This window comes from Kitasatospora sp. NPDC032757, from assembly GCF_055579305.1.
Map to the genome: position 1 here is coordinate 138617 of NZ_JBVINN010000001.1, position 19443 is coordinate 158059.

Sequence of the window (19443 nt, forward strand, 5' to 3'; positions counted from 1 at the left end):
ATGACTCAAGCGACGAGCGCGGCCGCCGGCTGCTCCCGGGCGACCAGACGGACCAGCGACGCGATGCGGTAGCGAAGTTCGGCCGGGTCGGGGTCTGCGGTCAACAGCCCCGCCTCGGTCAGCAGTTCCAGCACGTCCTCCGCCTCGCGCTCGGACGAGCGGAGCAGCACGGCGGCGTCCTCGGGGGTGATGCTGTCGGCCCCGGCCCTGGCAAGGGCGCGCAAGGCGGTACGGGCGGCCGGACGGACTCGCGACAGGTCCGCGGCCAGGCTGGCCCGGACGTCCAGCTCGCCGAGGCGCAGTTCGTCCAGCCGGTGCTCGACCGGGGTGAGACGAGCCGCCAGCCTGGCCGTCGTCCAGTGCGGGTGGGCGGCCAGCCGACCGGCACAGATCCGCAGGGCGAGCGGCAGCCGGTCGCAGAGTTCGACGATCCGGGCGGTGGCCGCCGGATCCGCGCTCACCCGGTCCCGGCCGGCCGTGGCGAGCAGTTGGTAGGCCTCCGGAAAGTCCAGCGGGCCGACCCGGAAGCGTTGCGCCCCTTCGATCGTGCCGAGCGCGAAGCGGCTGGTGATCACGGTACGGCCGCACGCGTCGGAGGTGAGCAGCGGACGGACCGACCGCTCGTCCTCGGCGTTGTCCAGCACCACCAGGACCTTCCGTCCGGCCAGCCGGCTCCGGTAGAGGCGGACCAGTTCGTCCTGGCTGTCGGGCAACTCGCGTGCGTCGGCCCCGAGGGCGCGCAGGAAGGCACGAAGCACCTCGGCCGGGTCACGGGGGAGGCCGTCGGGTCCGCGCAGGTCCGTGTAAAGGACACCGTCGGGGAACGCCTGCCGGGCGAGGTGGCAGGCGTGGACGGCCAGCGCGGACTTCCCGCACCCGGCGGCGCCGGTCAGCACGACCGGTCCGACCGGATCCACCGGGCAGGCCAGTGGATCCTGCGACGCCCCGCCCAGGGCGGCCTGCAGCGCCGCCAGGTGGCGCTGGCGCCCGGCGAAGTCGGCGACGACGGGCGGCAGCATGGCCGGCACGAGCCCGCTCCACGCGCTGGTGGGGCGCTCGGACGAGCGCTCGTCACCGGCCGGGACCGGGACCGGGCGCGCAGCCGTCGGCCGGTCGGCGGCGGCCGGGCCGGGAACGGTGCCGGAGAGGACCTGCCGGTGCAGCTCGCGCAAGGTCGGGCCCGGGTCGACGCCCAGCTCCTCGGCGAGCAGCCGTCGCCCCTGGTCGTACACCTCCAGGGCGTCGCTCTGCCGGTCGCAGCGGTAGAGGGCGGTCATCAGCTGCCCGCGCAGGCGCTCCCGGGTCGGGTGCTCGGCGACCAGCCCGCGGAGTTCGGGGACGCCCGCACGGTGACCGCCCAGGGCGAGGTCCGCCTCGATGCGGTTCTCCAGGGCCGCGAGCCGGCTCTCCTCCAGCGCCGGAAGCTCCTTCTCGGCCAGCTGCGCGGTGACCCCGGTGAGCGGAGTGCCGCGCCAGTGCGCCAGGGCGGCGGAGAGCAGCTCGGCGGCGCGGGCGTATTCGCCGGCCTCCAGAGCCCGACGGCCGGCGTCGGCGTCCCGGCGGAACTCGTGCAGGTCCACCCGGCCCGGACCGATGTACAGCCGGTAGCCGGGCGCGCGGCGGACCAGGTCGACGCGCGGGCCGAGCCTGTTGCGCAGCCGCGACGCGTAGGTGTGCAGTTGGGCGTTCCACGTGGCCGGCGGGTCCCACCCCCAGAGCAGGGCACTCAGCCGCTCGTCGGGGAGCAACTGGCCGTCGGCCAGCAGCAGGGCGGCCAGGACGGAGCGCTGCTTGGCGCCGTCCAACCTGATCTCCCGACCGTCGGCCATCGCCTCCACCGGCCCGAGGAGACGGAACTCCAGGGCGGGTACGGCCTGCCGGGTGCTCGGCTGCTCGACGGCCTCCGGGGTTTCGACGTGCGGCATGACACATCCGTTCCGCGCAGCTGACACGACACTATGACCGCCCGACTGTACGAAGCCGTCCTTTCCCACCCCTGTCAGTGGAGTTTCCGGCCCGGGCCGCGCGATGTGAAAGGACTTCGAAAGAGGGTCGAAATCCCCGCTCGCTACAGTCGGCGGTGGACGGGGCCCGCGAGAGTGAGGAGATCCCATGACCACCGGACACGGCGACGACCCCTGGACCGTCACCCCTTTCGGCCGCGCCGTCGGCTAGGTCCTGGCCTCCAGCAACTGCCAGAGTCGTTCGGAGACGAGTGCGCCGGCGCCTCGCACCACCCGGTCGAGCCCGGCCACCCGCATCAGCCACACCGGTGCGCCGAGCTCCTCGAACTGTCGTGCCGCGGCGGCGAGGAGCCCCGCCGCCGCCACCCGGTCCCCCGTCAGGCCCGTCACGCACGCGAGCACGGTGCGGACCCTGGCCGCCAGGAAGCGGTCCGTCACCCGGTCCGCGGCGGCCAGTGCCCCCTGCAGGATGTCGGCCGCCTCCGCCGGGCGGGCCTGCCGCCACAGTGCCTCTCCGAGGCAGCGCAGCGAGTGGGCCTCGCCGCGCAAGTCGCCTGTGGCGCGTACCAGTTCCAAAGCCCGCCGGCTCGCCTCCTCGGCCCGTTCGCCCTCCCCCTGGCTGACCAGAACCTCGGCCAGCCGGACGGTGCTCTGTGCCTCGCCCCGGGCGGACCCCAGCCGCAGGTTGACCGCGATGGCCTGTTCGGTGAGTTCCAGACCGTTGCCCGGCTCGCCGTACTCCAGCTCGATCCGGGCCAGAATACCCAGCACATGAGCCTCGGCGTAGTGGTCTCCGACCGCCCGGAAGCCGGCCAGGGACCGGTAGCCCTCCTCCCGGGCGGCGGCCAGCGAGCCCCGGTTGCGCTCGTACAGGGCGAGATTGCGCTGGACGAGCGCCACACCGCGTCGCTCGCCCTGCTCCGCGAAGAGCCTCCGGGCCGGTTCGAGCCGGGCGCCCGCTTCCGCCCAGCGGAACTGGACGATCTCCAGGGTGCTGAGCGAGTGCAGCATCGCCGCCTCTCCGAGGGCGTCGTCGGCGTGCCGGACAGCGACCAGCGCGCGCTCCGCACACCGGCGCCAGTCCTCGAGGTGGTTGCGGTTCTGGAAGAGCGTGACGCTGGTCATCGTCAGGTCCCAGGCGAGCGCGGACTCACCGCATTCGGCCGCCTGATCGACGCTGCCGACGATCGAGGCCCGTTCGCTTTCGAACCAGGCCATCGGATCCGCCATCAGGGCACCGACCAGCTCGTCCGGCAGCCGGTACCTCGGCCCGGGCCCGTGCACGACGGTGAAGTCGCCGCCGTAGGTGCGCCGGTGCGCCTCCTCGGCGAGGAACAGCAGCGCGCCGAACACCCGGCGCTGCGCGTCCGCCCGGGCCTGCGGGGTCTCCTCCGCCTGCGCGCACTCGGCGGCGAAGAGCCGGAGCAGGTCCTGGAAGCGGTAGCGAACGTGGCCGCCGCCCCGGTCGGCGACCACTTCCAGCAGTTGGGCGTCGACCAGTTGCTCGATCAGGTCCTCGGCGTCCAGTGGGTCGACGTCCAGCAGCGCGGCGCCCACCCAGGCCGAGAAGTCGGGGAGGTTCAGCAGGCCGAGCAGCCGGTACATCCGGGCCACGTCGGCGGACAGGCCGCGGTAACTCAGTCGGAAGCCGGCCCGCACCCCGCACGAACCCTCGCTGAGTTCGTCCAGTCGGCGGTGCTGGTCCTTCAACCGGTCCACCAGCTGTCGGACCGTCCAGTGCGGCTTGCCGGCCAACCGGGCCGCCGCGATGCGCAGGGCGAGCGGCAGGCCGTCGCAGAGCGCGCCGAGTTCGCGTACGCCCTCCGGGTCCGCCGACAGCCGCTCGCCGCCCACCACCTTGGTGACCAGCTCGGCCGCCTCGCGCTGGCCGAGCGCGCCGAGCGGCAGGTGCAGGAAGTCGTGATCACCGGCCAGGCCCTCGACCTGATGGCGACTGGTGACCAGGACGCAGTGCCGGCCGCTGCCCGGCAGCAGCCAGCGGATCTGCTCGTAGGAGCGGGCGTTGTCGAGTACCACCAGGACGCGCCGGCCGCCGAGCTCGCTGCGGAACCGGTCGGCCCGCTCGACCGGGTCGGCGGGGATCTCCTCCACGGGTACGCCGAGGGCGCGCAGGAAGCGGTCCAGGACGGCGTTCGCGGTGAGCGGCTCCTCGGATTCGTCGTAGCCCCGCAGATCGGCGAAGAGCTGGCCGTCGGGGAAGCGCGCGGCCACCCGGTGGGCCCAGTGCCGGGCCAGCGCGGTCTTCCCGACCCCACCGATTCCGGTGATCAGTCCGACCGGGAGCACCGAGCTGTTGCTGCGCTCGGCCAGCATTCGGTCCAGTGCGGCGAGTTCATCGGTCCGGCCGGTGAAAGCTGCCACGTCGGCCGGGAGTTGGGCAGGGATCGCAGTCGCCGCGACGACCGCGGCGACCGGACCGGATTTCGGCTGATCGACCGTCGCCGCGGCGGGCGGCGCGGTCAGCCAGGACTCGTCGGCAAGTACCGCATCGTGCAACTTGCTGAGCATCGGACCGGGTTCGATCCCGAGATCGTCGACGAACAGCCGACGGGCCTCCCGATAGGTCTCCAGTGCCTCGGCCCGCCGCCCGGAGCGGTACTGGGCGAGCATCAGCTGCGCCCGGGCCTGTTCGCGGAGCCCGTTCTCCTTGATGAAGGAGCCGAGTTCGCCCACCAGTTCGCGGTGGTGCCCCAGGTCGAGCCGGAGCCCGGTGTGCTCTTCGTAGACACCCAGCCGCAGCTCGCCGAGCCGTGCCGCCTCGGCCGCCACGCGTTCGCCGACCACACCCTCCAGGGCGGCGCCGCGCCACAGACCGAGCGCCTCGTCCAGCAGTTCGACGGCCTCGACGGTGCGCCGCTGCCGCACCGCCTCCCGGGCCTGGCCCACCAGTTCCTCGAACTCGACCGCGTCGACCCGGTGTTCACCGGTCGCGAGCAGGTATCCGGGGTGGGCGGTGATGATCAGGTCGTCCTGACCGACCGCGGCCTTGAAGGTCTTGCGCAGGCCGGACACGCAGATGGCGATCTGGTTCACGTAGGTGTTCGGCGGCCGGCCCTGCCAGACCGCGTCGGCGAGGGCGTCCACCGAGACGACCCGATTGGCGGAGAGCAGCAGCATCGACAGGATGGTGCGTTGCCGCGCCCCGGAGAGCGGTACCGGCCGGCCGTCCACCTGGACGTCCAGGGGGCCGAGGATCCGGAATACCACCTGGTGCATCAGCCGCCTCCCCTCGGCCAAGGCCGTACGTTTTCGATCTTGCTACTTCGCGTTGTTCGTACCAGTGGGGCCGCTTTCACGCCAAGCGGCCTCGCAGGAAGCTGTCACGCCCGGCCCGGCCGCGGGCGGGGCGCGGCGCGCTCCCAACGGACCGCGCCGGCCGACCGCCCCGCGCCGGCCGGTCGGCCGGACGTCGGCGGGCCGCCGGCACCAGTCCCATGGCCGGGACGGCCACCTCGTCGGCGGTCGGACACCCGTGCACCACCCGCGATTCCGGCTCCGGCGCGGCTGCGGGGTCGTCCCGGGCGGTCACGGCGGCGGCGTTCCCGTACTTGCGGGACGGCAGCAGCCCGCGCTCGGCGGACAGCAGCTCCAGCGCGCCGACGAGCGTCGCCCGGGTGCCGGCCGGGTCGGTCACATCGTCCGCGAGGCCGCGCTCGGCCGCGTGATACCGGTGCATCAACGAGAGGAGGTAGCGGACCTCCTCGATGCGGGACTGCTCCTCGACCCGGTCACGCACGGTGGACGCAGTACCCGGCACCGGCCATCCCCCCTGAACGCTCGACAGTGACTCGACGGTAGGCGGGGCCCGGCCCGCGCCGCCATGGTCCACCCCCTGGCCGTCCGCAAGCTGAACCGCCCACGACGGACGAGCGGAACGATCCGGGCCCAGTGGCCACAAGCTGCCACGGCGCGGGTGCCGACGAGGGTCACGGTGCAATGCTGCAGCCTCACCCTCTGCGATCGCGAACTTTGATCGCGCACCATCCACCGGTTCGGATCGCCCGCCCGACATCACCCCTGATGCCGGGGCTTTCGAATGTCAAGGAGTGTCATGTTCACACGGATCGGGCGGTTCGTCGTCCGCCGGCCATGGCTGGTCGTCGCAGCCTGGCTGATCGCGGCGGTCGCGCTGACCGCGCTCGCGCCCAAGCTCAAGTCGACGACCGACCAGGCCGAGTTCCTGCCCTCGCACTACGAGTCGGTCCAGGTGGCCGACGTGCAGAAGCGCGCCTTCCCCGGGCCCGACCAGCCCGCCGCGATCGCCGTCTTCAAGCGCACCGACGGCGCCGCGCTCACCGACGGCGACAAGGCCGACCTGGCGAAGATCGCCGCCGGGCTGGAGGCCAAGCAGTACGCCCACCTCAAGAAGGTCCAGACCGACCCGAGCTCGATCTCCCCGGACGGCCGGATCGGCCTGGCACAGGTCTATGCGGACCTCAAGGACTCGTACGACGAGGCCGTCACCAACGACGTCAAGCAGTTGCGGGTGGACGTCAAGGAGCTCCTGAACGGCACCGGCCTCAAGGTCGGCGTCACCGGCGACGCCGCCACCGCGCTGGACGCCCAGGACTCCGGCGACAACACCGACGGCATGATCATGATGGCCACCCTGCTGCTGATCATCATCCTGCTCGGCGTCATCTTCCGCAGCCCCCTGATCGCGCTGCTGCCGGTGCTCGTGATCCTGATGGTCTACCTGACCGCCACCGGGCTGATCGCCACTGCCAGCTCCGCCTTCGGGATGACCGCCGACTCCTCCGTCTCGACCATGCTGATCGTGGTCCTGTTCGGTGTCGGCACCGACTACCTGCTCTTCCTGCTCTTCCGTTACCGCGAGTTCCTGCGAGCCGGGATGGAGCCGCGCCCCGCGATGGCCGAGGCCGTCGCCAGGGTCGGCGAGACCATCGCCTCCGCGGCCGGGGCGGTGGCGGTGGCCTTCCTTGCGCTGACCCTCTCCACCATGGGCATGCTGCGCGCCATGGGCCCGTCGCTTGCCATCGCCGTCGGAGTCAGCATGGTCGCCGGCGTCACGCTGGTGCCGGCCGTGTTCGCGCTACTCGGCCGGGCCGCCTTCTGGCCTTCCAAGGCCTGGAAGCGCGAGCCGAAGAACGCCCTGGCCCAGAAGGTGGGCGGCCTGACGGCCCGCCGCCCGGGGCTGGTCGCGGCGGTCTCCGGTGGTGTGCTGGTGGTGCTCGCGGCCGGTGCCCTCGGGTTCAAGGCCGACTTCGACAGCGGCTCCTCGCTGCCGAAGAACCTGGAGTCGGTGCAGGCGATGGACGACCTGCAGGGCGGCTTCTCAGCCGGCCGGGCCCAGCCGACCCTGGTGTTCCTGGAGAACACCGGCGGCGGCAAGCTGGCCGAGGACCAGCTGACCGCCTACCACGACAAGCTCGCCTCCATCAGCGGTGTCGCCCAGGTCGACCCCGCGGTGGGCTCGGCCGACGGCACGGTCGCCCAGTTCAGCGTCTCGCTGGTCTACAAGCCGATGGAGGAGAAGGCGATCGACCTGGTCGACGGCGCACTGCGGGACCAGGCGCACGCCGCCGCACCGACCGGTACCCGGGCCCTGGTCGGCGGCATGACCGCCGTCATGGGTGACATCCGGACCGCCACCAACCACGACTACACCGTGGTGTTCCCGGTCGCAGCCCTCGCCATCATGCTGATCCTCGGCCTGCTGCTGCGCAGCGTGGTCGCACCGTGGTTCCTGATGCTGTCCGTCGGCCTCGGCTTCGCCGGCACGCTCGGCGCCACGGTCTGGCTCTTCCAGGGCATCAAGGGCGCCAACGGCGTCATGTTCAGCCTGCCGATCCTGGTCTACCTCTTCGTCGTTGCCATCGGCACCGACTACAACATCCTCATGATCGCGCGCTTGCGCGAGGAGATCCGCGAGGGCAGCGACCCCCGAGCGGCGGTCAAGCACGCGGTGGCCCAGTCCGCCCCGACCATGGGCGCCGCGGCGATCATCCTGGCCGGCACCTTCGGTGTCCTGATGCTCGCGGACAACTCGATGCTCCAGCAGATGGGCTTCGCGGTGGCGTTCGGCATCCTGCTCACCGCCTTCGTCATGGCGCTGTTCCTCGTCCCCGCCACGACCACGCTGCTCGGCCGCCGGGCCTGGTGGCCTGGTCTGAAGGACGAAGCGCCGAGCCCGGCCGGTGAGGAGCCCGTCCTGGTCGGCAGCGGCCACACCACGGGCTGACCTCCGTCTGCTACGGCGAAGGGGCCACCGGGTCGGATTCGACCCGGTGGCCCCTTCACGTGCGAGCAAGCGCTGTGGCCTTTCTGCAAGCTCCCGCCCGGCGGGCGGGAGTTTGCAGAAAGGCCCTATGCGGTGCGGTGTTCGACCAGTCCGACCAGGCTTTCCAGCGCGGCCCGGGCCGGGAGGTCCGGCAGGGCGGACAGCGCGTCGCGGGCGTCCGTTGCACAGGAGTGCAGGAGTTCCCGGGCGCGGGCCTCGGCGCTGGAGCTGCGCAGCAGTTCCGCCGCGCGGCGGCGGCTGCGCTCGTCGGCGAGAGGGCCACCCTCCAGCAGCCCGCGCAGCTCGGCGGCACGCGGCCCGTCCTCGCTGAGCGCCAGCAGCACCGGCAGGGTCCGCACCCCGACGGCGAGGTCGATCCCGGCGTCCTTGCCGGATTCCGCCGGATCGGCAACGAAGTCCAGTAGGTCGTCGGAGAGTTGGAAGACTATGCCGAGCTGCTCGCCGTACTCGGCCAGCGCCCGGACGGCCGGTGCGGGCGCGCCCGCCACCTCGGCGCCCAGGCGCAGCGCCAGGGAGATGAGCGAGGCCGTCTTGTCGGCGATCACCGCGAAGTGGTGGGTCAGTGGGGACTCCCCCGCCGCCGGCCCGGTCAACTCCCGCAGCTGGCCGCGGACCAGGCGTTCGGCGGCGTCGCCCTGCATCCTGATCACGTCGTCCCCGAGGCCCGCGGCGAGCCGGCCGGCCCTGACCAGCAGTCGGTTGCCGAGCAGCACCGCCGTCCGGTTGCCCCAACGGGCCGGGGCGCTCGGAACGCCGTGCCGGCTGCGGGCGCCGTCCATCACGTCGTCGTGGTGCAGCGAGGCCACGTGTATCAGTTCGACCATAGCGGCGGCGTCCAGGACCTGGCCCGTCCGGCCGTCCTCGGCGCCGAACTCGGCCGCGAGCAGCACCAGCAGTGGCCGCAACCGCTTCCCGCCGGCCTCGATCAGGTATCGCGACCGCTCTGCGACCAGCGCGTTCGGTACATCGGCGGCCGTCTCGCGCAGGCGGGTCTCGGCGTCGGCCAGGCCGCGGTGCAGCCGGGCGGTGAGCCCCGGGTCGGCCAGGGCCAGGCGGGCCACGAGGGAGTCCGGCCGCGGTTCGGCGGTCAGCGTGGTCATCGTTCCTCCGGGCAGAGCGTCAGCACGATCGTTCGAGCCCGACCCTAGGTCCCCATACGCGGGACCGGCCGTCTTCCCCGCGCAGGCTGGCAACAAGCTGTCAGCGGGCAGACGGCAGGCCCCGGTCCGCGTGGGGTCGGACCGGGGCCTGAGTGCGCGCCGCGGCCCTGGGGAGCCGCTGTCAGGTGATCGAAGGTCAGGCGCCCATCGCCTCGACGAGGCTCTTCGGGCGCATGTCCGTCCAGTTGGTGTTGATGTAGTCGAGGCAGGACTCGCGGCTCTCCTGCCCGTGCACGACGGTCCAGCCGGCCGGGACCTCGGCGAAGCCGGGCCACAGCGAGTGCTGGTTCTCCTCGTTGACGAGGACGTAGTAGGAGGCGTTGTCGTCCTCGAACGGGTTGGTCGCCATGATCGATCGGACTCCTGTCGGTTGGTTGCGGATGGAACGGGCGTCGGCGTCGGTTGACGTCGGCCGACGTTGGTCAGCGGGCGGCCGCGGTGGCGGCCGCCATGCGGTGGCGCACTGCGGAGACGAATCCGGGCAGCCGGTCGATGCCCCAGAAGCGCTGGTAACCGTCGACGAAGTACGGCACTCCGAACACCCCGTCCCGATAAGGGGCGTTGAGCGCCTCCAGGCCCTGGGCGCGCACCTCCGGGTCCTGCCACGCGTGGCCCAGCACGGCCGGATCGAGGCCGATGCCCGCACCGATGCCGGCCACGACCTCCGGGGAGGAGATGTCCAGTCCCTCCTCCCACCTGGCCCGGTAGGTCTCGTCGATGAACTGCCGGCCACGGCCGTGGTCCCTGGCCACCAGGTAGGCCAGGTGCGAGACCTCCCAGTTGGGCGTGCGGTCCACCGGCCAGACCATCTTCAGGTCCCGCTCGACGGCCAGCCGGCGGACGTCCTGGAGGACGTAGAGGTACTTGTCGCGGGACAGCTCCACGTAGGGCAGCTGTACCCCGGAGGACTCCAGGTGGTCGTGGTGGACGTCGTCCGGCTCCCAGAACGGCAGCCAGTCGATCGCGTCCGCGACGTCCGGGTACCGGGTGATCAGATCCCGGTACGCCATCCACGAGTACGCGCTGCCGAACGAGAAGTACCAGCGCGGCGGCTTTCTTGCCATCACTGTCTCCAAGGAATTCGTCATGAACAGCCGAACGGATTTCTATCGATTTCCCGAGGGAACGGGCAAGACTTTCTGCAGCTAACTGTCAGGAGTGAGCGGCCGACCGATCAGGTGAGTCCGGTCTCGAGCCCGGCGGCCGCGTCGATCAGCAGACCGCCGTACTGCCGACCCGGAGCCCGGGACATCAACGTGACCGGCCCGTCCAGCACGAGCGCGGCCACCACCTGCCCGGCGGCCCCGCGCACGGGCACCGCGGCGGCGCCGAACCCCAGCTCCCCGGCCCCCAGGCTCTGCGCCCAGCCCTGTCGGCGCACCTTGGCCAGGGTCACCGCACCGAAGCCGGCTCCCCGGATCGTCTCGGCGATCTCGTGCGGGTCCTTCCAGGCCAAGAGCACCTGGGCGCCCGCACCGGCCTTCATCGGCAGCGCCACACCCTCCGCCGACCGGGCCTGCCGCCCGGTGCCCGGGCCCTCCGCCGTGGCCACGCAGATCCGCAGGCCGCCGTGGCGCCGGTAGAGCCGTGCGCTGGCCCCGGTGCGCACCCGCAGCTCCGCCAGCACGCGACCGGCGCTCTGCAGCAGCCGGTCGCGACACGCCTCCTCGGCCAGCTCGCCGATCCGCGGGCCGATGAGGAACCGTCCCCGGGCGTCCCGGGTCAGCAGGCGGATGTTCTCCAGGGCCAGCGCGAGCCGGTGCACGGTCGCCCTGGACAGGCCGGTGACGTCGCTCAGGGTCCGCAACGAGGCCGGGCCGTCGGCCAGTACTCCGAGCAGCAACGAAGTCTTGTCCAGGACGCCGACGCCGCTTCTCGGCTCCGAGATCACGGTGCCCATCGCGTCACGCGATCCGTGCGGCGAGATCGCGCACCAGCGCGTCCCGCTGGTCCATCAGGTAGAAGTGGTCACCCGGGAACACCGTCAGGTCGAAGGAGCCGGTGGACACGTCCGCCCAGGCCGCCATGTCGGCCGGGGTGATCTCGTCGCGGTCACCGACGTAGCCGACCACCGGGCAGTTCACCGGGTGCGCCGGCCTCGCGCGGTAGGTGCCGACGATCTCGAAGTCGGCGCGTAGTGCGGGCATCACCAGCTCGTACAGGTCCGGGTCGCGAAGCAGTTCCGCCTCGGTGCCGCCGAGCCTGGTCACCTCTTCGATCACGGCCTCGTCGCCGCCGAGGTAGGTGAGCCTCGGGGACACCTGGTGCGGTGCCTTGCGGGCCGACACGTACAGCCCGGCCGGCTGGACACCGTGCTCCCGCTCGAGCTTCAGCGCCACCTCGTAGCCGAGCGAGGCGCCCATGCTGTGGCCGAACAGGTGCACCGGCAGGTCGAGGAACGGGAGCAGCGCCTCGGTGACCGCCTCGGCGAGCTCCGCCATGCTGGTGATGCAGTCCTCGGCGATCCGCTCCTGCCGACCGGGGTAGCGGGTCGCAAGCACCTCCACCCCGCCGCCGAGGTGGTCCGCCCAGCCGTGGAAGGCACTGGCGGTCCCGCCCGCGTGCGGCAGGCAGACCAACCGTTGGACGGTCCGGCCGTCCGACTGCGGGTAGCGTCGGAACCATCGGCTGTCGACTGCGCTCTTGATCATCTCTCCCTCTCCTGTCCGTACGTCATCCCCGCACACTCGACACCGCCGGGCCGACGGCCCCGAGGGCCACCGGGCTGTCGACGGAGAGCACTTCGACCGCCGGGGCGATGCGACGGGCCATGCCGGCCAGCGTGCGGCCGGGGCCCAGCTCGATCAGCCGCGCGCACCCGAGTCGGTCGACCAGCGTCCGGATCCCGGCCTCCCAGAGCACCGGTGAGACCAGTTGACGATCCATCAGATCGGGCCAGTCGGCACCCGAGGCGTGCGGGCGGGCGTCCACATTGGCGACTACCGGGGTGTGCAGCGCGGCGAACTCGACACCCGCCAGCGCGGCCCGCAGCCGCGCGGCGGCGGGCGCCATGTACGGGCTGTGGAAGGCCCCGCCGACCGGGACGCTGATCAGCTTCGCGCCGATCCCGGGCGCCTCGGCGGCAGCCGCGGCCACCCCGTCCACGGAGCCGGAGAGCACCACCTGGCCGGGCGCGTTCACGTTTGCCACCCAGACCCGGTGTCCGGCGCTCCGTGCGTCCGCGGCCAGTGCCTCGACGTCCGCCAGCGGCGCGCCGACGAGAACTCCCATCGTGCCGTCGGACAGTTCGGCCGCCTCCCGCATGGCCCGGCCGCGCACCGCGACCAGCCCGGCCGCGTCCGCGAGCCCGAGCGCTCCCGCGGCCACCAGGGCGGCGAACTCGCCGAGGCTGTGGCCGGCACAGGCGGCGACCGGCGCCTCGGACAGCAGTCCGTGCCGCCGCGCCTCGTCGTGGGCCATCACGTCGACGGTGAAGACCACCAGCTGGGCCAGGTCGGTGCGACACAGCAACGCGCCGTCGGTGTGCAGCAGGAGTTCCGCGACGTCCTCGCCGACCCGCTCGGAGACCGTCCCCACGAGGGACCACGCTTCGGTGTCCCGCCAGGGCGCGCCCATGCCCTGCTTCTGGGTGCCCTGTCCAGGAAACAGCAGCGCGATCGGTTCGGGGGTCATGGTCCACACCTTCCAGCCGGCGGATCACCGAGTTGTCCTGGTCTGAGGCGGAGCCGGTCCCGCCGGGGGTGCAGGGCCGGCTCCGCCGCGTGCCGCCGCCCGGGACGCGTCGTTGCCCATCGCGACGACACGTTCCTCGTCCGGAACGGCGACTCCGGCGGCCCACCCGGGGCGGCGGCTGCCGGAGGCTTTCTGGTACAGCTGGGGTCGACCCGCGGAGCGGATCCCGGTCGGTGACGGGCCCGGGCCGGGGCCGAGTCGATGTCCGGCCCGGTAGCCGACTTCCCTGCTCCGTCGGGTGTTCGCCGACTGCTGGTGTCCGCCGCCAGTTCTATCCGGCTGCCCCGAGCGGCGACAATGCCCGTTTCAGGAAGCTGCCACCGCCCGGCCGGCGGCACCGCGCCGCAGGTCAGGCGGTCCAGCCGGCCGGACCCGCGGCCTGCCCGCGGCCAGCAGCCCGAGTTCGGCGGCCCGCGCCCCGGCCTGGAAACGGGAGTTCGCCCCGAGCGTCTCCATGACCTCGGCGACGTACCGACGGTAGGTGCGGACCGAGACCGAGAGGTCCCGGGCGGCCACCTCGTCCGTCACACCGGCGTTCAGCCGGTCGAGGATGCGCCGGGTGAGTTCCTTCCGGGCCGCGTTCCCGAAGTCGGGCCGGTCCTCGATCGGAACGGCACGCCGCCAGACGCCCGCGAACAGGTTGTGCATGGTGCGGATCACGGAGAAGTCCCGGATCATCGCGGCCCGCCGGTTGCCGGTCGCCAGGTCCGCACTGGCGAGCACGACCTGGTGGTCGACCATGATGGTCTCCATCCAGGGCAGTTGGCAGATTCTGGCCTCCAGATGGCAGCCCGCGTCGAGTTGCCGCCGGACGAACTCCCGGTCGAGCGTCTCCGGCACGCACAACAGCCGCACGGTGACCTCGTCGCCGCAGGCGGCGAGCATCTCGCCCAGCGCGCCGTAGATCACCCTGGCTCTGGGCGCGTCCGAGGCGAGCACCACCTGGAGCCTGTGCCGGGTGCGCCCGATCAGCAGGGCGGCCTCGGCGGAAAGCTCCTCCTCGTCCGGCGGCACCGCGGTGACGACGGCCGATCGGGACACGAAGTCGCGGTGCCTCACCACGGTGTCCTCGATCAGGGCCTGAACCTCCAACAGCCCCTGCTCCACCTCGTCCCCGCGCCGTCGGCCGCGCGATGCCGGTGCTCGCGTGCTCGACAGTTCCCTCATGGCTCCCCCCATGACGTGCGACTCCGTCCACCGTCATCTCACAGCGCGGCCCCCCGGAGTCCTACGGCGCTGTCAGCAAGCTGCGCGCCGGACGGGCCGCCGACCCGGGGCGGGCCCCGATTGGCGACGGCCCGTGCTCGCGCACCCACAGGGGGTGGCGCGGCCGCCCGTCAAGCCCGCCCGATTGACCGATTCCGGTCATGACAGGTAGTGGTCAGTCCCGGATTTCCGATCCCGGCAGGCATTACGTTCGGGTCAGCCTTTCGAGGGAGGAGATTCCGTGAACAGCACTGAGCTCACGGACGAACCCGAATACGGCGTCTACCACCGGATCATGACAATGATGTCGTCATCCGGGACGCCGTTTCGTCTTATTCACCACCGACCTGAAGGACGCACTGCCGAGGCCAGTGAAATGCGCGGGCATTCGCTCCGGCAGGCCGCGAAATGCATCGTGGTCCGCACCAGGACCGCCGGGAGCCCGCCCCGGCACAGCGTCGTCGTCGTGCCCGGTGACCGCCGGGTCGACCTGGAAGCCGTCACACACCATCTCGGCGGCGACCGGACGGCGTTCGCCGACCAACGGACCGCGGAGCGGCTCACCCAGTGCCGCAGCGGCTCCATCGTTCCCTTCGTCTTCGACCGGGACCTCGAGCTGCTGGCCGACCCCGCACTGCTCGAAACCGAGGAGATCTTCTTCAACGCGGCCCGGCTCGATCGCTCACTGGCGGTCGCGCCCGCGGACTGGGCCGCACTCGCCCGCCCGCTGATCAGGCCGGTGGCGCAGGACGATCCGGTGGCCGTCGGCTGATCGAACCGACGGCACCGGCAAGCAAGGAGCTCCGGGGGTGCGGCGATCCCGCACCCCCGGAGCTCTGCTTTTCGGTCAACGGGAACCGGCCCCGACCGCCGCCTCCTCCGCCACGGTCCAGCCGTCCGCGTCCAGCAGCCGGCTGAGTGCCGACGCGGAATGCTGCTGGACGAGCAGTTCGACCAGGCCGCGCGGCCGGTCCATCGAGTGCTCGATCCGCAGGTCCTCGATGTTCACCCCGATCTCGCCCACCGCAGTGAACAGCCTTGCCAGCGCGCCGGGTTGGTCCGGCACCAGCACCGGGACGGCGGCCAGGTCGGTGAGCGGGGTGCCCGACTTGTGGGCGACCCGTGCCCGCCCCCGGTTGCCGTGTCGCAGGACGTGGTCCAGGGTGGCCGCGGCCTCCTTGCGACGCGCGCTGTCGGTTCCGGCCAGGCCCCGCAGTGCGGAGATGGTCCTACCGAGGTCGGACGCGTACTCGTCGAGGACGTCCGCGACGGCGGCGGCGTTGGCGTCCAGGATCTCGCCCCACAGACCCGGGTCCCCGGCCGCGATGCGGGTGACGTCCCGCACCCCCGGCCCCGCGACCCGGATGCTGGACTCCCCCGCGTCCGCCAGGCGGGCCGCCATCAAGGAGGACACCAGGTGCGGGGCGTGCGAGATGAGCGCGACGGCGCGGTCGTGCGCGGCGACGTCCATCACCACCGGCGTGCCACCGCACAGCGAGGCGAGCTCAAGGGCGCGGTTGAGCGTCTCCTGGCCGGTGTCCGGGGACGGCGTGAGCACCCACGGCCGGCCCTCGAACAGGTCGGCCCGCCCGGCCAGCGGTCCGGAGCGCTCGGTGCCCGCCATCGGGTGCCCGCCGATGTAGTTGGCCGGGTCCGCCCCGGCGCGCGCCACCTCTTCGTGCGGCTGCGCCTTCACGCTGGCGACGTCGGTGTAGGCGTGGGCCAGGCCCTCGCGCTGGGCGCGCGCCAGGACGGTGCCGATGTGCGCGGGCGGGACGGCGAGGACGGCGAGGTCGACCGGCCCCTCGGGTGCGGTCAGTGAGCCCGCGCCCATGGCCTCCGCGGTCCTCGCCGCCGTCCGGTTCACGTCGTCCAGGTGCACCGCCACCCCGTGCCGGCTGAGCGCGAGCGCGACGGACGTGCCGATCGCCCCGGTGCCGATGACAGCGGCGCTCCTCATCGGCCGGGCCCGTCGACGACCGCGGTCTCGGTCTCGACGAAGCGCGCCAGCCTGGCGATGCCGTCCTCGACGTCCGCGCGGGTCAGGTAGCTGAAGGAGAGTCGCATGGCGCGCTCGCCACCTCCCTGGGGGTAGAAGTACGACATCGGGGTCCAGATCACCCCGTGCTCCTCGGCCGAGCGCAGCAGGGCGGCGTTGTCCGCCGGGAACGGCACCTTGACGGTGAGGAAGAACCCGCCGCCGGGGACGTTCCAGCCGATGCCGAGTGCACGTCGCCGGTCCTCCGGGAAGTGCCGCTCCAACTGCTCCAGCACAGCCTCCAGGACGTCCCCGTAGTGCGCGGCGGGCCCGGCGTTGAGCTCGGAGAGCCGCCCGTCCGCGGCCAGCAGCATCCCGGCCACCGCGGCCTGGGCGATCGGCGGGGTGTTCACCGTCACCATGCTCTTGATCTTGGCGAGTTCGTCGGCGAGCAGGCCGGTGGTGCCAACGGCGTCCCGGACCGTCTGGTCCGCGATCACGAAGCCGATCCGCGCGCCCGGGAAGACCGACTTCGAGTACGAGCCGAGGTGCACCACCCGGCGGCCGGTGTCGAGGGCCTTGAGGGTGGGCAGCCGCTCGCCGGTGCTGACCAGGCGGTAGGGGTTGTCCTCGATCACGAGCAGGTCAAGGCGCTCCGCGAGCGCGAGCAGGTCCTCGCGGGTCTGCCGGGGCATGGTGGTGCCGGACGGGTTGGAGTGGTCGGGTACCACGTAGAGCGCCCGCGGCCGGCGCCCGCGGGCCCGCTCCGCGCGGACCGCGGCCTCCACCGCCGCGCAGGAGAGGCCGTCCGGCCCGTCCTCGATCGCGGTCACCGGGATGCCGAGCAACGAGGCGGCGCCGGTGATCCCCACGTAGCAGGGGCTGGTGGCGAGCAGGACGTCCCGGGGGCCGGCGAACAGCGCCCGCAGGGTCAGGAACATCGCCTCCTGGCAGCCCACCGTGACCACGATCGAGGCGGGGTCGACGTCGATCCCCTCGTCCTTGCGCAGCGAGTCGGCGATCAGCCCGTTGATCAGTCCCGCGGTGGGGCCGTACTGGAACAGCTTGGTGCGCACGGCCGCGGGCGTGTCGCCCTGCTCGGCCAGGTGGTCGACGTAGCGGCGCAGGTGGGTGAACAGCTGCTCGGTGTCGAAGAAGCCCTCGTACGGCCGGCCCGGTGCGAAGGAGACCGCCTCGGGGTAGCGGATGGTCACCTCGTTGAGGAAGTTCATGGTGTCCAGCACCGGGTCGCTGACGCTGGCGTGCAGTTCCTCCTTGCGCAGTTCGACCGGGGTGGACGGCTGCTCGGCCGGTGCGGCGGCGCGCGGCGCGGACACGGTGGACGGACCCGGCTCCAGTACGGCGGGGCCTGCGTCGGCGGCCGAGCGGGTGCCGGTCAACAGCAGGGCGTCCTCGAACTCGCCGACCAGGATGTCGAACACGTCGGTGACACCGGTCTGCCCGGCCACCGCCAGGCCGTGCAGCACCGGACGGCCCAGCAGCACGGCGTCGGCGCCGAGCGCCAGCGCCGACAGCACGTCGGTGCCCCGCCGCACGCCGCCGTCCAGCAGCACCGGGCAACGGCCGTCCACCGCGCCGGCGACCTCCGCGAGCACGTCCAAGGAGGCGCAACCACCGTCGAGTTGACGCCCGCCGTGGTTGGAGACGACCAGGCCGTCCGCGCCGGCGACAAGCGCCCGGGTGGCGTCCTCGGCGGTGGTGATCCCCTTGAGCAGCACGGGCAGTGCGCTGACCGAGCGCAGCCAGGAGACCACCGACCAATCCAGTGCGGGGTCGAGTTCGGTGCGCCCGTGACCGCTCGGCGACGAGTAGTCGGCCGGCGGCAGGTTGGCCGGCACGATGCCGTCCGGCAGCCGGAAATCGTTGCGCAAGTCACGCAGCCGCCGGCCGAGCCGGGGCGCGTCGACGGTGAGGACGATCGCCTCGAAGCCCGCCTCCTCGGCCTTCTCGATGAGTTGACGGGTCGTCTCCCGGTCGCGGAAGCAGTAGACCTGCAGCCAGAGCGGCGAACTCGCGGCGGCGGCCAGCTTGTCGAACGGCTGCCCGGCGAAGGTGCTCACCACGACCGGCAGGCCCGCCACCCCCGCCGCCTGCACGGTGGCGATCTCACCCTCGGGGTGCATCATCGTGTGGTAGGCCATCGGCGCCACCCCCACCGGGGCGGCCCAGCGACGCCCGAACACCGTGACCGAGGTGTCCACCTCGCTCACGCCGGTCAGCACCCGGGAGCGGAGCCGCAGCCGGTCGAAGGCGAGCAGGTTCTGGGAGAGCGTCCGCTCCTCCCCCGCCCCGCCCTGGATGAAGTCCCAGACCGGCAGGTCCAGGCGCTCACGGGCCAGCGCGGCGTAGTCGTCCAGGGTCAGCGGCTTCGGAGTCGCGGTCCTCGCGTCGTCAACCGTCATGGGACGACCACCTCGCCTCGTGGCGCCGGGAGTTCGATGTCGTGTCCGCGCATGCTGAGTCCCCATCCAGTAATCGGAAGCATGTCGATTAGACGTCACCGGTCTCGCTCCGGACGCCCGGCCGGCGTGGCTCGGCAACTTGCTGACAGCCCGGCGGGAGATCCGTCCTTCCCAACGGCCGAGGTCCCGGCCGTCCCGCGCGGGACGGCCGGGACCTCCAGGGTTGCCGGCGGGTTGGGTCGACGACGGAGCGGCGTCATATCGTCGCCGTTTTCAACTATTTGACGTGGCGGTGCGCCGCTGCCGCGCCCGGTGGATGCTGTTACCGAGCTCGAACGCCGGCGGGCTCACACCGCGCAGACGCCTTTCATGCTGTCGATGAGTGTCAGGACCGCCTTCGCCGAGGGCAGGATCATCCGCCCCTCGCGAGTGAGGTGCGCCCCGTTGGAATCGCGGATGAAGAGCTTCGTTCCCAGCATCTGTTCCAGGCATTTGATCTGGTAGCTGATCGCCGGCTGGGAATATCCCAGTTCCTTCGCCGCGTGATCCATGCGCCCGATCTCGGCCACGGAAACGAACGCTCGAAACTCCCGCTCATGCATAGCTCCCCCTATTGTTTCGCCAGATCGCCAGGCAACCGAACTGCTGTCCAGTCCATAACAGCCGATTCGAAGTGGCCGCGCAACAACGGCTACAGGAAGCTGCAACGGGGCCGGTCCGCCCCGCTCACGCTGCC

General features: G+C 72.2%; 15 protein-coding genes. 2 read left to right on the plus strand and 13 right to left on the minus strand.

The window, feature by feature from the left end; all coding sequences use genetic code 11:
- Positions 1-5: 5 nt before the first annotated feature.
- From ACZ5WK_RS00730 to ACZ5WK_RS00740, 3 genes are all read right to left on the minus strand, one after another.
- The gene (locus tag ACZ5WK_RS00730; RefSeq protein WP_465543553.1) at positions 6-1925 is read right to left on the minus strand and encodes an AfsR/SARP family transcriptional regulator; all 1920 of its coding nucleotides are present in this window, start codon (positions 1923-1925) and stop codon (positions 6-8) included.
- A gap of 246 nt (positions 1926-2171) precedes the next feature.
- Positions 2172-5201, minus strand: a complete 3030-nt coding sequence (locus tag ACZ5WK_RS00735; protein ID WP_465543555.1) for an AfsR/SARP family transcriptional regulator — start codon at positions 5199-5201, stop codon at positions 2172-2174.
- 76 nt (positions 5202-5277) lie between these two features.
- The gene (locus tag ACZ5WK_RS00740) at positions 5278-5742 is read right to left on the minus strand and encodes a hypothetical protein (RefSeq protein ID WP_465543557.1); all 465 of its coding nucleotides are present in this window, start codon (positions 5740-5742) and stop codon (positions 5278-5280) included.
- 294 nt (positions 5743-6036) lie between these two features.
- On the opposite strand from ACZ5WK_RS00740, the gene ACZ5WK_RS00745 reads away from it, so the two are divergent.
- Positions 6037-8187 carry an MMPL family transporter gene (locus ACZ5WK_RS00745; RefSeq protein WP_465543559.1) on the plus strand — a complete coding sequence of 717 codons (2151 nt, stop codon included), beginning with the start codon at positions 6037-6039 and terminating at the stop codon, positions 8185-8187.
- Positions 8188-8312: 125 nt separating this feature from the next.
- On the opposite strand, the gene ACZ5WK_RS00750 is transcribed toward ACZ5WK_RS00745, so the two are convergent.
- From ACZ5WK_RS00750 to ACZ5WK_RS00780, 7 genes are all read right to left on the minus strand, one after another.
- Complete coding sequence (locus ACZ5WK_RS00750; protein ID WP_465543561.1) at positions 8313-9347, minus strand: polyprenyl synthetase family protein; 1035 nt, start codon at positions 9345-9347, stop codon at positions 8313-8315.
- A gap of 196 nt (positions 9348-9543) precedes the next feature.
- Positions 9544-9756: an MbtH family protein gene (locus ACZ5WK_RS00755; RefSeq protein WP_396325246.1), complete on the minus strand. Its 213-nt coding sequence runs from the start codon at positions 9754-9756 to the stop codon at positions 9544-9546.
- A gap of 73 nt (positions 9757-9829) precedes the next feature.
- The gene (locus tag ACZ5WK_RS00760) at positions 9830-10471 is read right to left on the minus strand and encodes a DsbA family protein (protein WP_465543564.1); all 642 of its coding nucleotides are present in this window, start codon (positions 10469-10471) and stop codon (positions 9830-9832) included.
- A 110-nt stretch (positions 10472-10581) separates the two neighbouring features.
- Entirely contained in the window at positions 10582-11307 is a 726-nt protein-coding gene (locus ACZ5WK_RS00765) for an IclR family transcriptional regulator (protein WP_465543566.1), read from the minus strand.
- Between the two features lie 4 nt (positions 11308-11311).
- Positions 11312-12058 (minus strand): thioesterase II family protein, encoded by a 747-nt coding sequence (locus ACZ5WK_RS00770; protein WP_465543568.1) that lies wholly within the window; start codon positions 12056-12058, stop codon positions 11312-11314.
- Positions 12059-12080: 22 nt separating this feature from the next.
- Positions 12081-13040, minus strand: a complete 960-nt coding sequence (locus ACZ5WK_RS00775; protein WP_465543570.1) for an ACP S-malonyltransferase — start codon at positions 13038-13040, stop codon at positions 12081-12083.
- 366 nt (positions 13041-13406) lie between these two features.
- Positions 13407-14192 carry a helix-turn-helix transcriptional regulator gene (locus ACZ5WK_RS00780; RefSeq protein ID WP_465543572.1) on the minus strand — a complete coding sequence of 262 codons (786 nt, stop codon included), beginning with the start codon at positions 14190-14192 and terminating at the stop codon, positions 13407-13409.
- 418 nt (positions 14193-14610) lie between these two features.
- Between ACZ5WK_RS00780 and ACZ5WK_RS00785 the strand changes: the two genes are divergently transcribed.
- Positions 14611-15078: a YbaK/EbsC family protein gene (locus tag ACZ5WK_RS00785; protein ID WP_465544327.1), complete on the plus strand. Its 468-nt coding sequence runs from the start codon at positions 14611-14613 to the stop codon at positions 15076-15078.
- Positions 15079-15153: 75 nt separating this feature from the next.
- On the opposite strand, the gene ACZ5WK_RS00790 is transcribed toward ACZ5WK_RS00785, so the two are convergent.
- The 3 genes from ACZ5WK_RS00790 to ACZ5WK_RS00800 all read right to left on the minus strand — a co-directional run bounded on the left by ACZ5WK_RS00790 (position 15154) and on the right by ACZ5WK_RS00800 (position 19309).
- Positions 15154-16266, minus strand: a complete 1113-nt coding sequence (locus tag ACZ5WK_RS00790; RefSeq protein WP_465543574.1) for a prephenate dehydrogenase — start codon at positions 16264-16266, stop codon at positions 15154-15156.
- Positions 16263-18707 (minus strand): aminotransferase class I/II-fold pyridoxal phosphate-dependent enzyme, encoded by a 2445-nt coding sequence (locus ACZ5WK_RS00795; protein WP_465543576.1) that lies wholly within the window; start codon positions 18705-18707, stop codon positions 16263-16265. Before ACZ5WK_RS00795 ends, ACZ5WK_RS00790 begins: the two co-directional genes overlap by 4 nt.
- 347 nt (positions 18708-19054) lie before the next feature.
- A complete protein-coding gene (locus tag ACZ5WK_RS00800; protein ID WP_396325255.1) occupies positions 19055-19309 on the minus strand; it encodes a LysR family transcriptional regulator in 255 nt (84 codons plus the stop codon).
- Positions 19310-19443: the final 134 nt, after the last annotated feature.

Bases quoted from the DNA above. Each gene is read 5' to 3' on its own strand.
- ACZ5WK_RS00800 (WP_396325255.1), bottom strand. From the start codon at position 19,309: ATGCATGAGCGGGAGTTTCGAGCGTTCGTTTCCGTGGCCGAGATCGGG.
- ACZ5WK_RS00790 (WP_465543574.1), bottom strand. From the start codon at position 16,266: ATGAGGAGCGCCGCTGTCATCGGCACCGGGGCGATCGGCACGTCCGTC.
- ACZ5WK_RS00745 (WP_465543559.1), top strand. From the start codon at position 6,037: ATGTTCACACGGATCGGGCGGTTCGTCGTCCGCCGGCCATGGCTGGTC.
- ACZ5WK_RS00760 (WP_465543564.1), bottom strand. From the start codon at position 10,471: ATGGCAAGAAAGCCGCCGCGCTGGTACTTCTCGTTCGGCAGCGCGTAC.
- ACZ5WK_RS00775 (WP_465543570.1), bottom strand. From the start codon at position 13,040: ATGACCCCCGAACCGATCGCGCTGCTGTTTCCTGGACAGGGCACCCAG.
- ACZ5WK_RS00735 (WP_465543555.1), bottom strand. From the start codon at position 5,201: ATGCACCAGGTGGTATTCCGGATCCTCGGCCCCCTGGACGTCCAGGTG.
- ACZ5WK_RS00770 (WP_465543568.1), bottom strand. From the start codon at position 12,058: ATGATCAAGAGCGCAGTCGACAGCCGATGGTTCCGACGCTACCCGCAG.
- ACZ5WK_RS00730 (WP_465543553.1), bottom strand. From the start codon at position 1,925: ATGCCGCACGTCGAAACCCCGGAGGCCGTCGAGCAGCCGAGCACCCGG.
- ACZ5WK_RS00750 (WP_465543561.1), bottom strand. From the start codon at position 9,347: ATGACCACGCTGACCGCCGAACCGCGGCCGGACTCCCTCGTGGCCCGC.
- ACZ5WK_RS00755 (WP_396325246.1), bottom strand. From the start codon at position 9,756: ATGGCGACCAACCCGTTCGAGGACGACAACGCCTCCTACTACGTCCTC.
- ACZ5WK_RS00765 (WP_465543566.1), bottom strand. From the start codon at position 11,307: ATGGGCACCGTGATCTCGGAGCCGAGAAGCGGCGTCGGCGTCCTGGAC.
- ACZ5WK_RS00795 (WP_465543576.1), bottom strand. From the start codon at position 18,707: ATGACGGTTGACGACGCGAGGACCGCGACTCCGAAGCCGCTGACCCTG.
- ACZ5WK_RS00785 (WP_465544327.1), top strand. From the start codon at position 14,611: ATGTCGTCATCCGGGACGCCGTTTCGTCTTATTCACCACCGACCTGAA.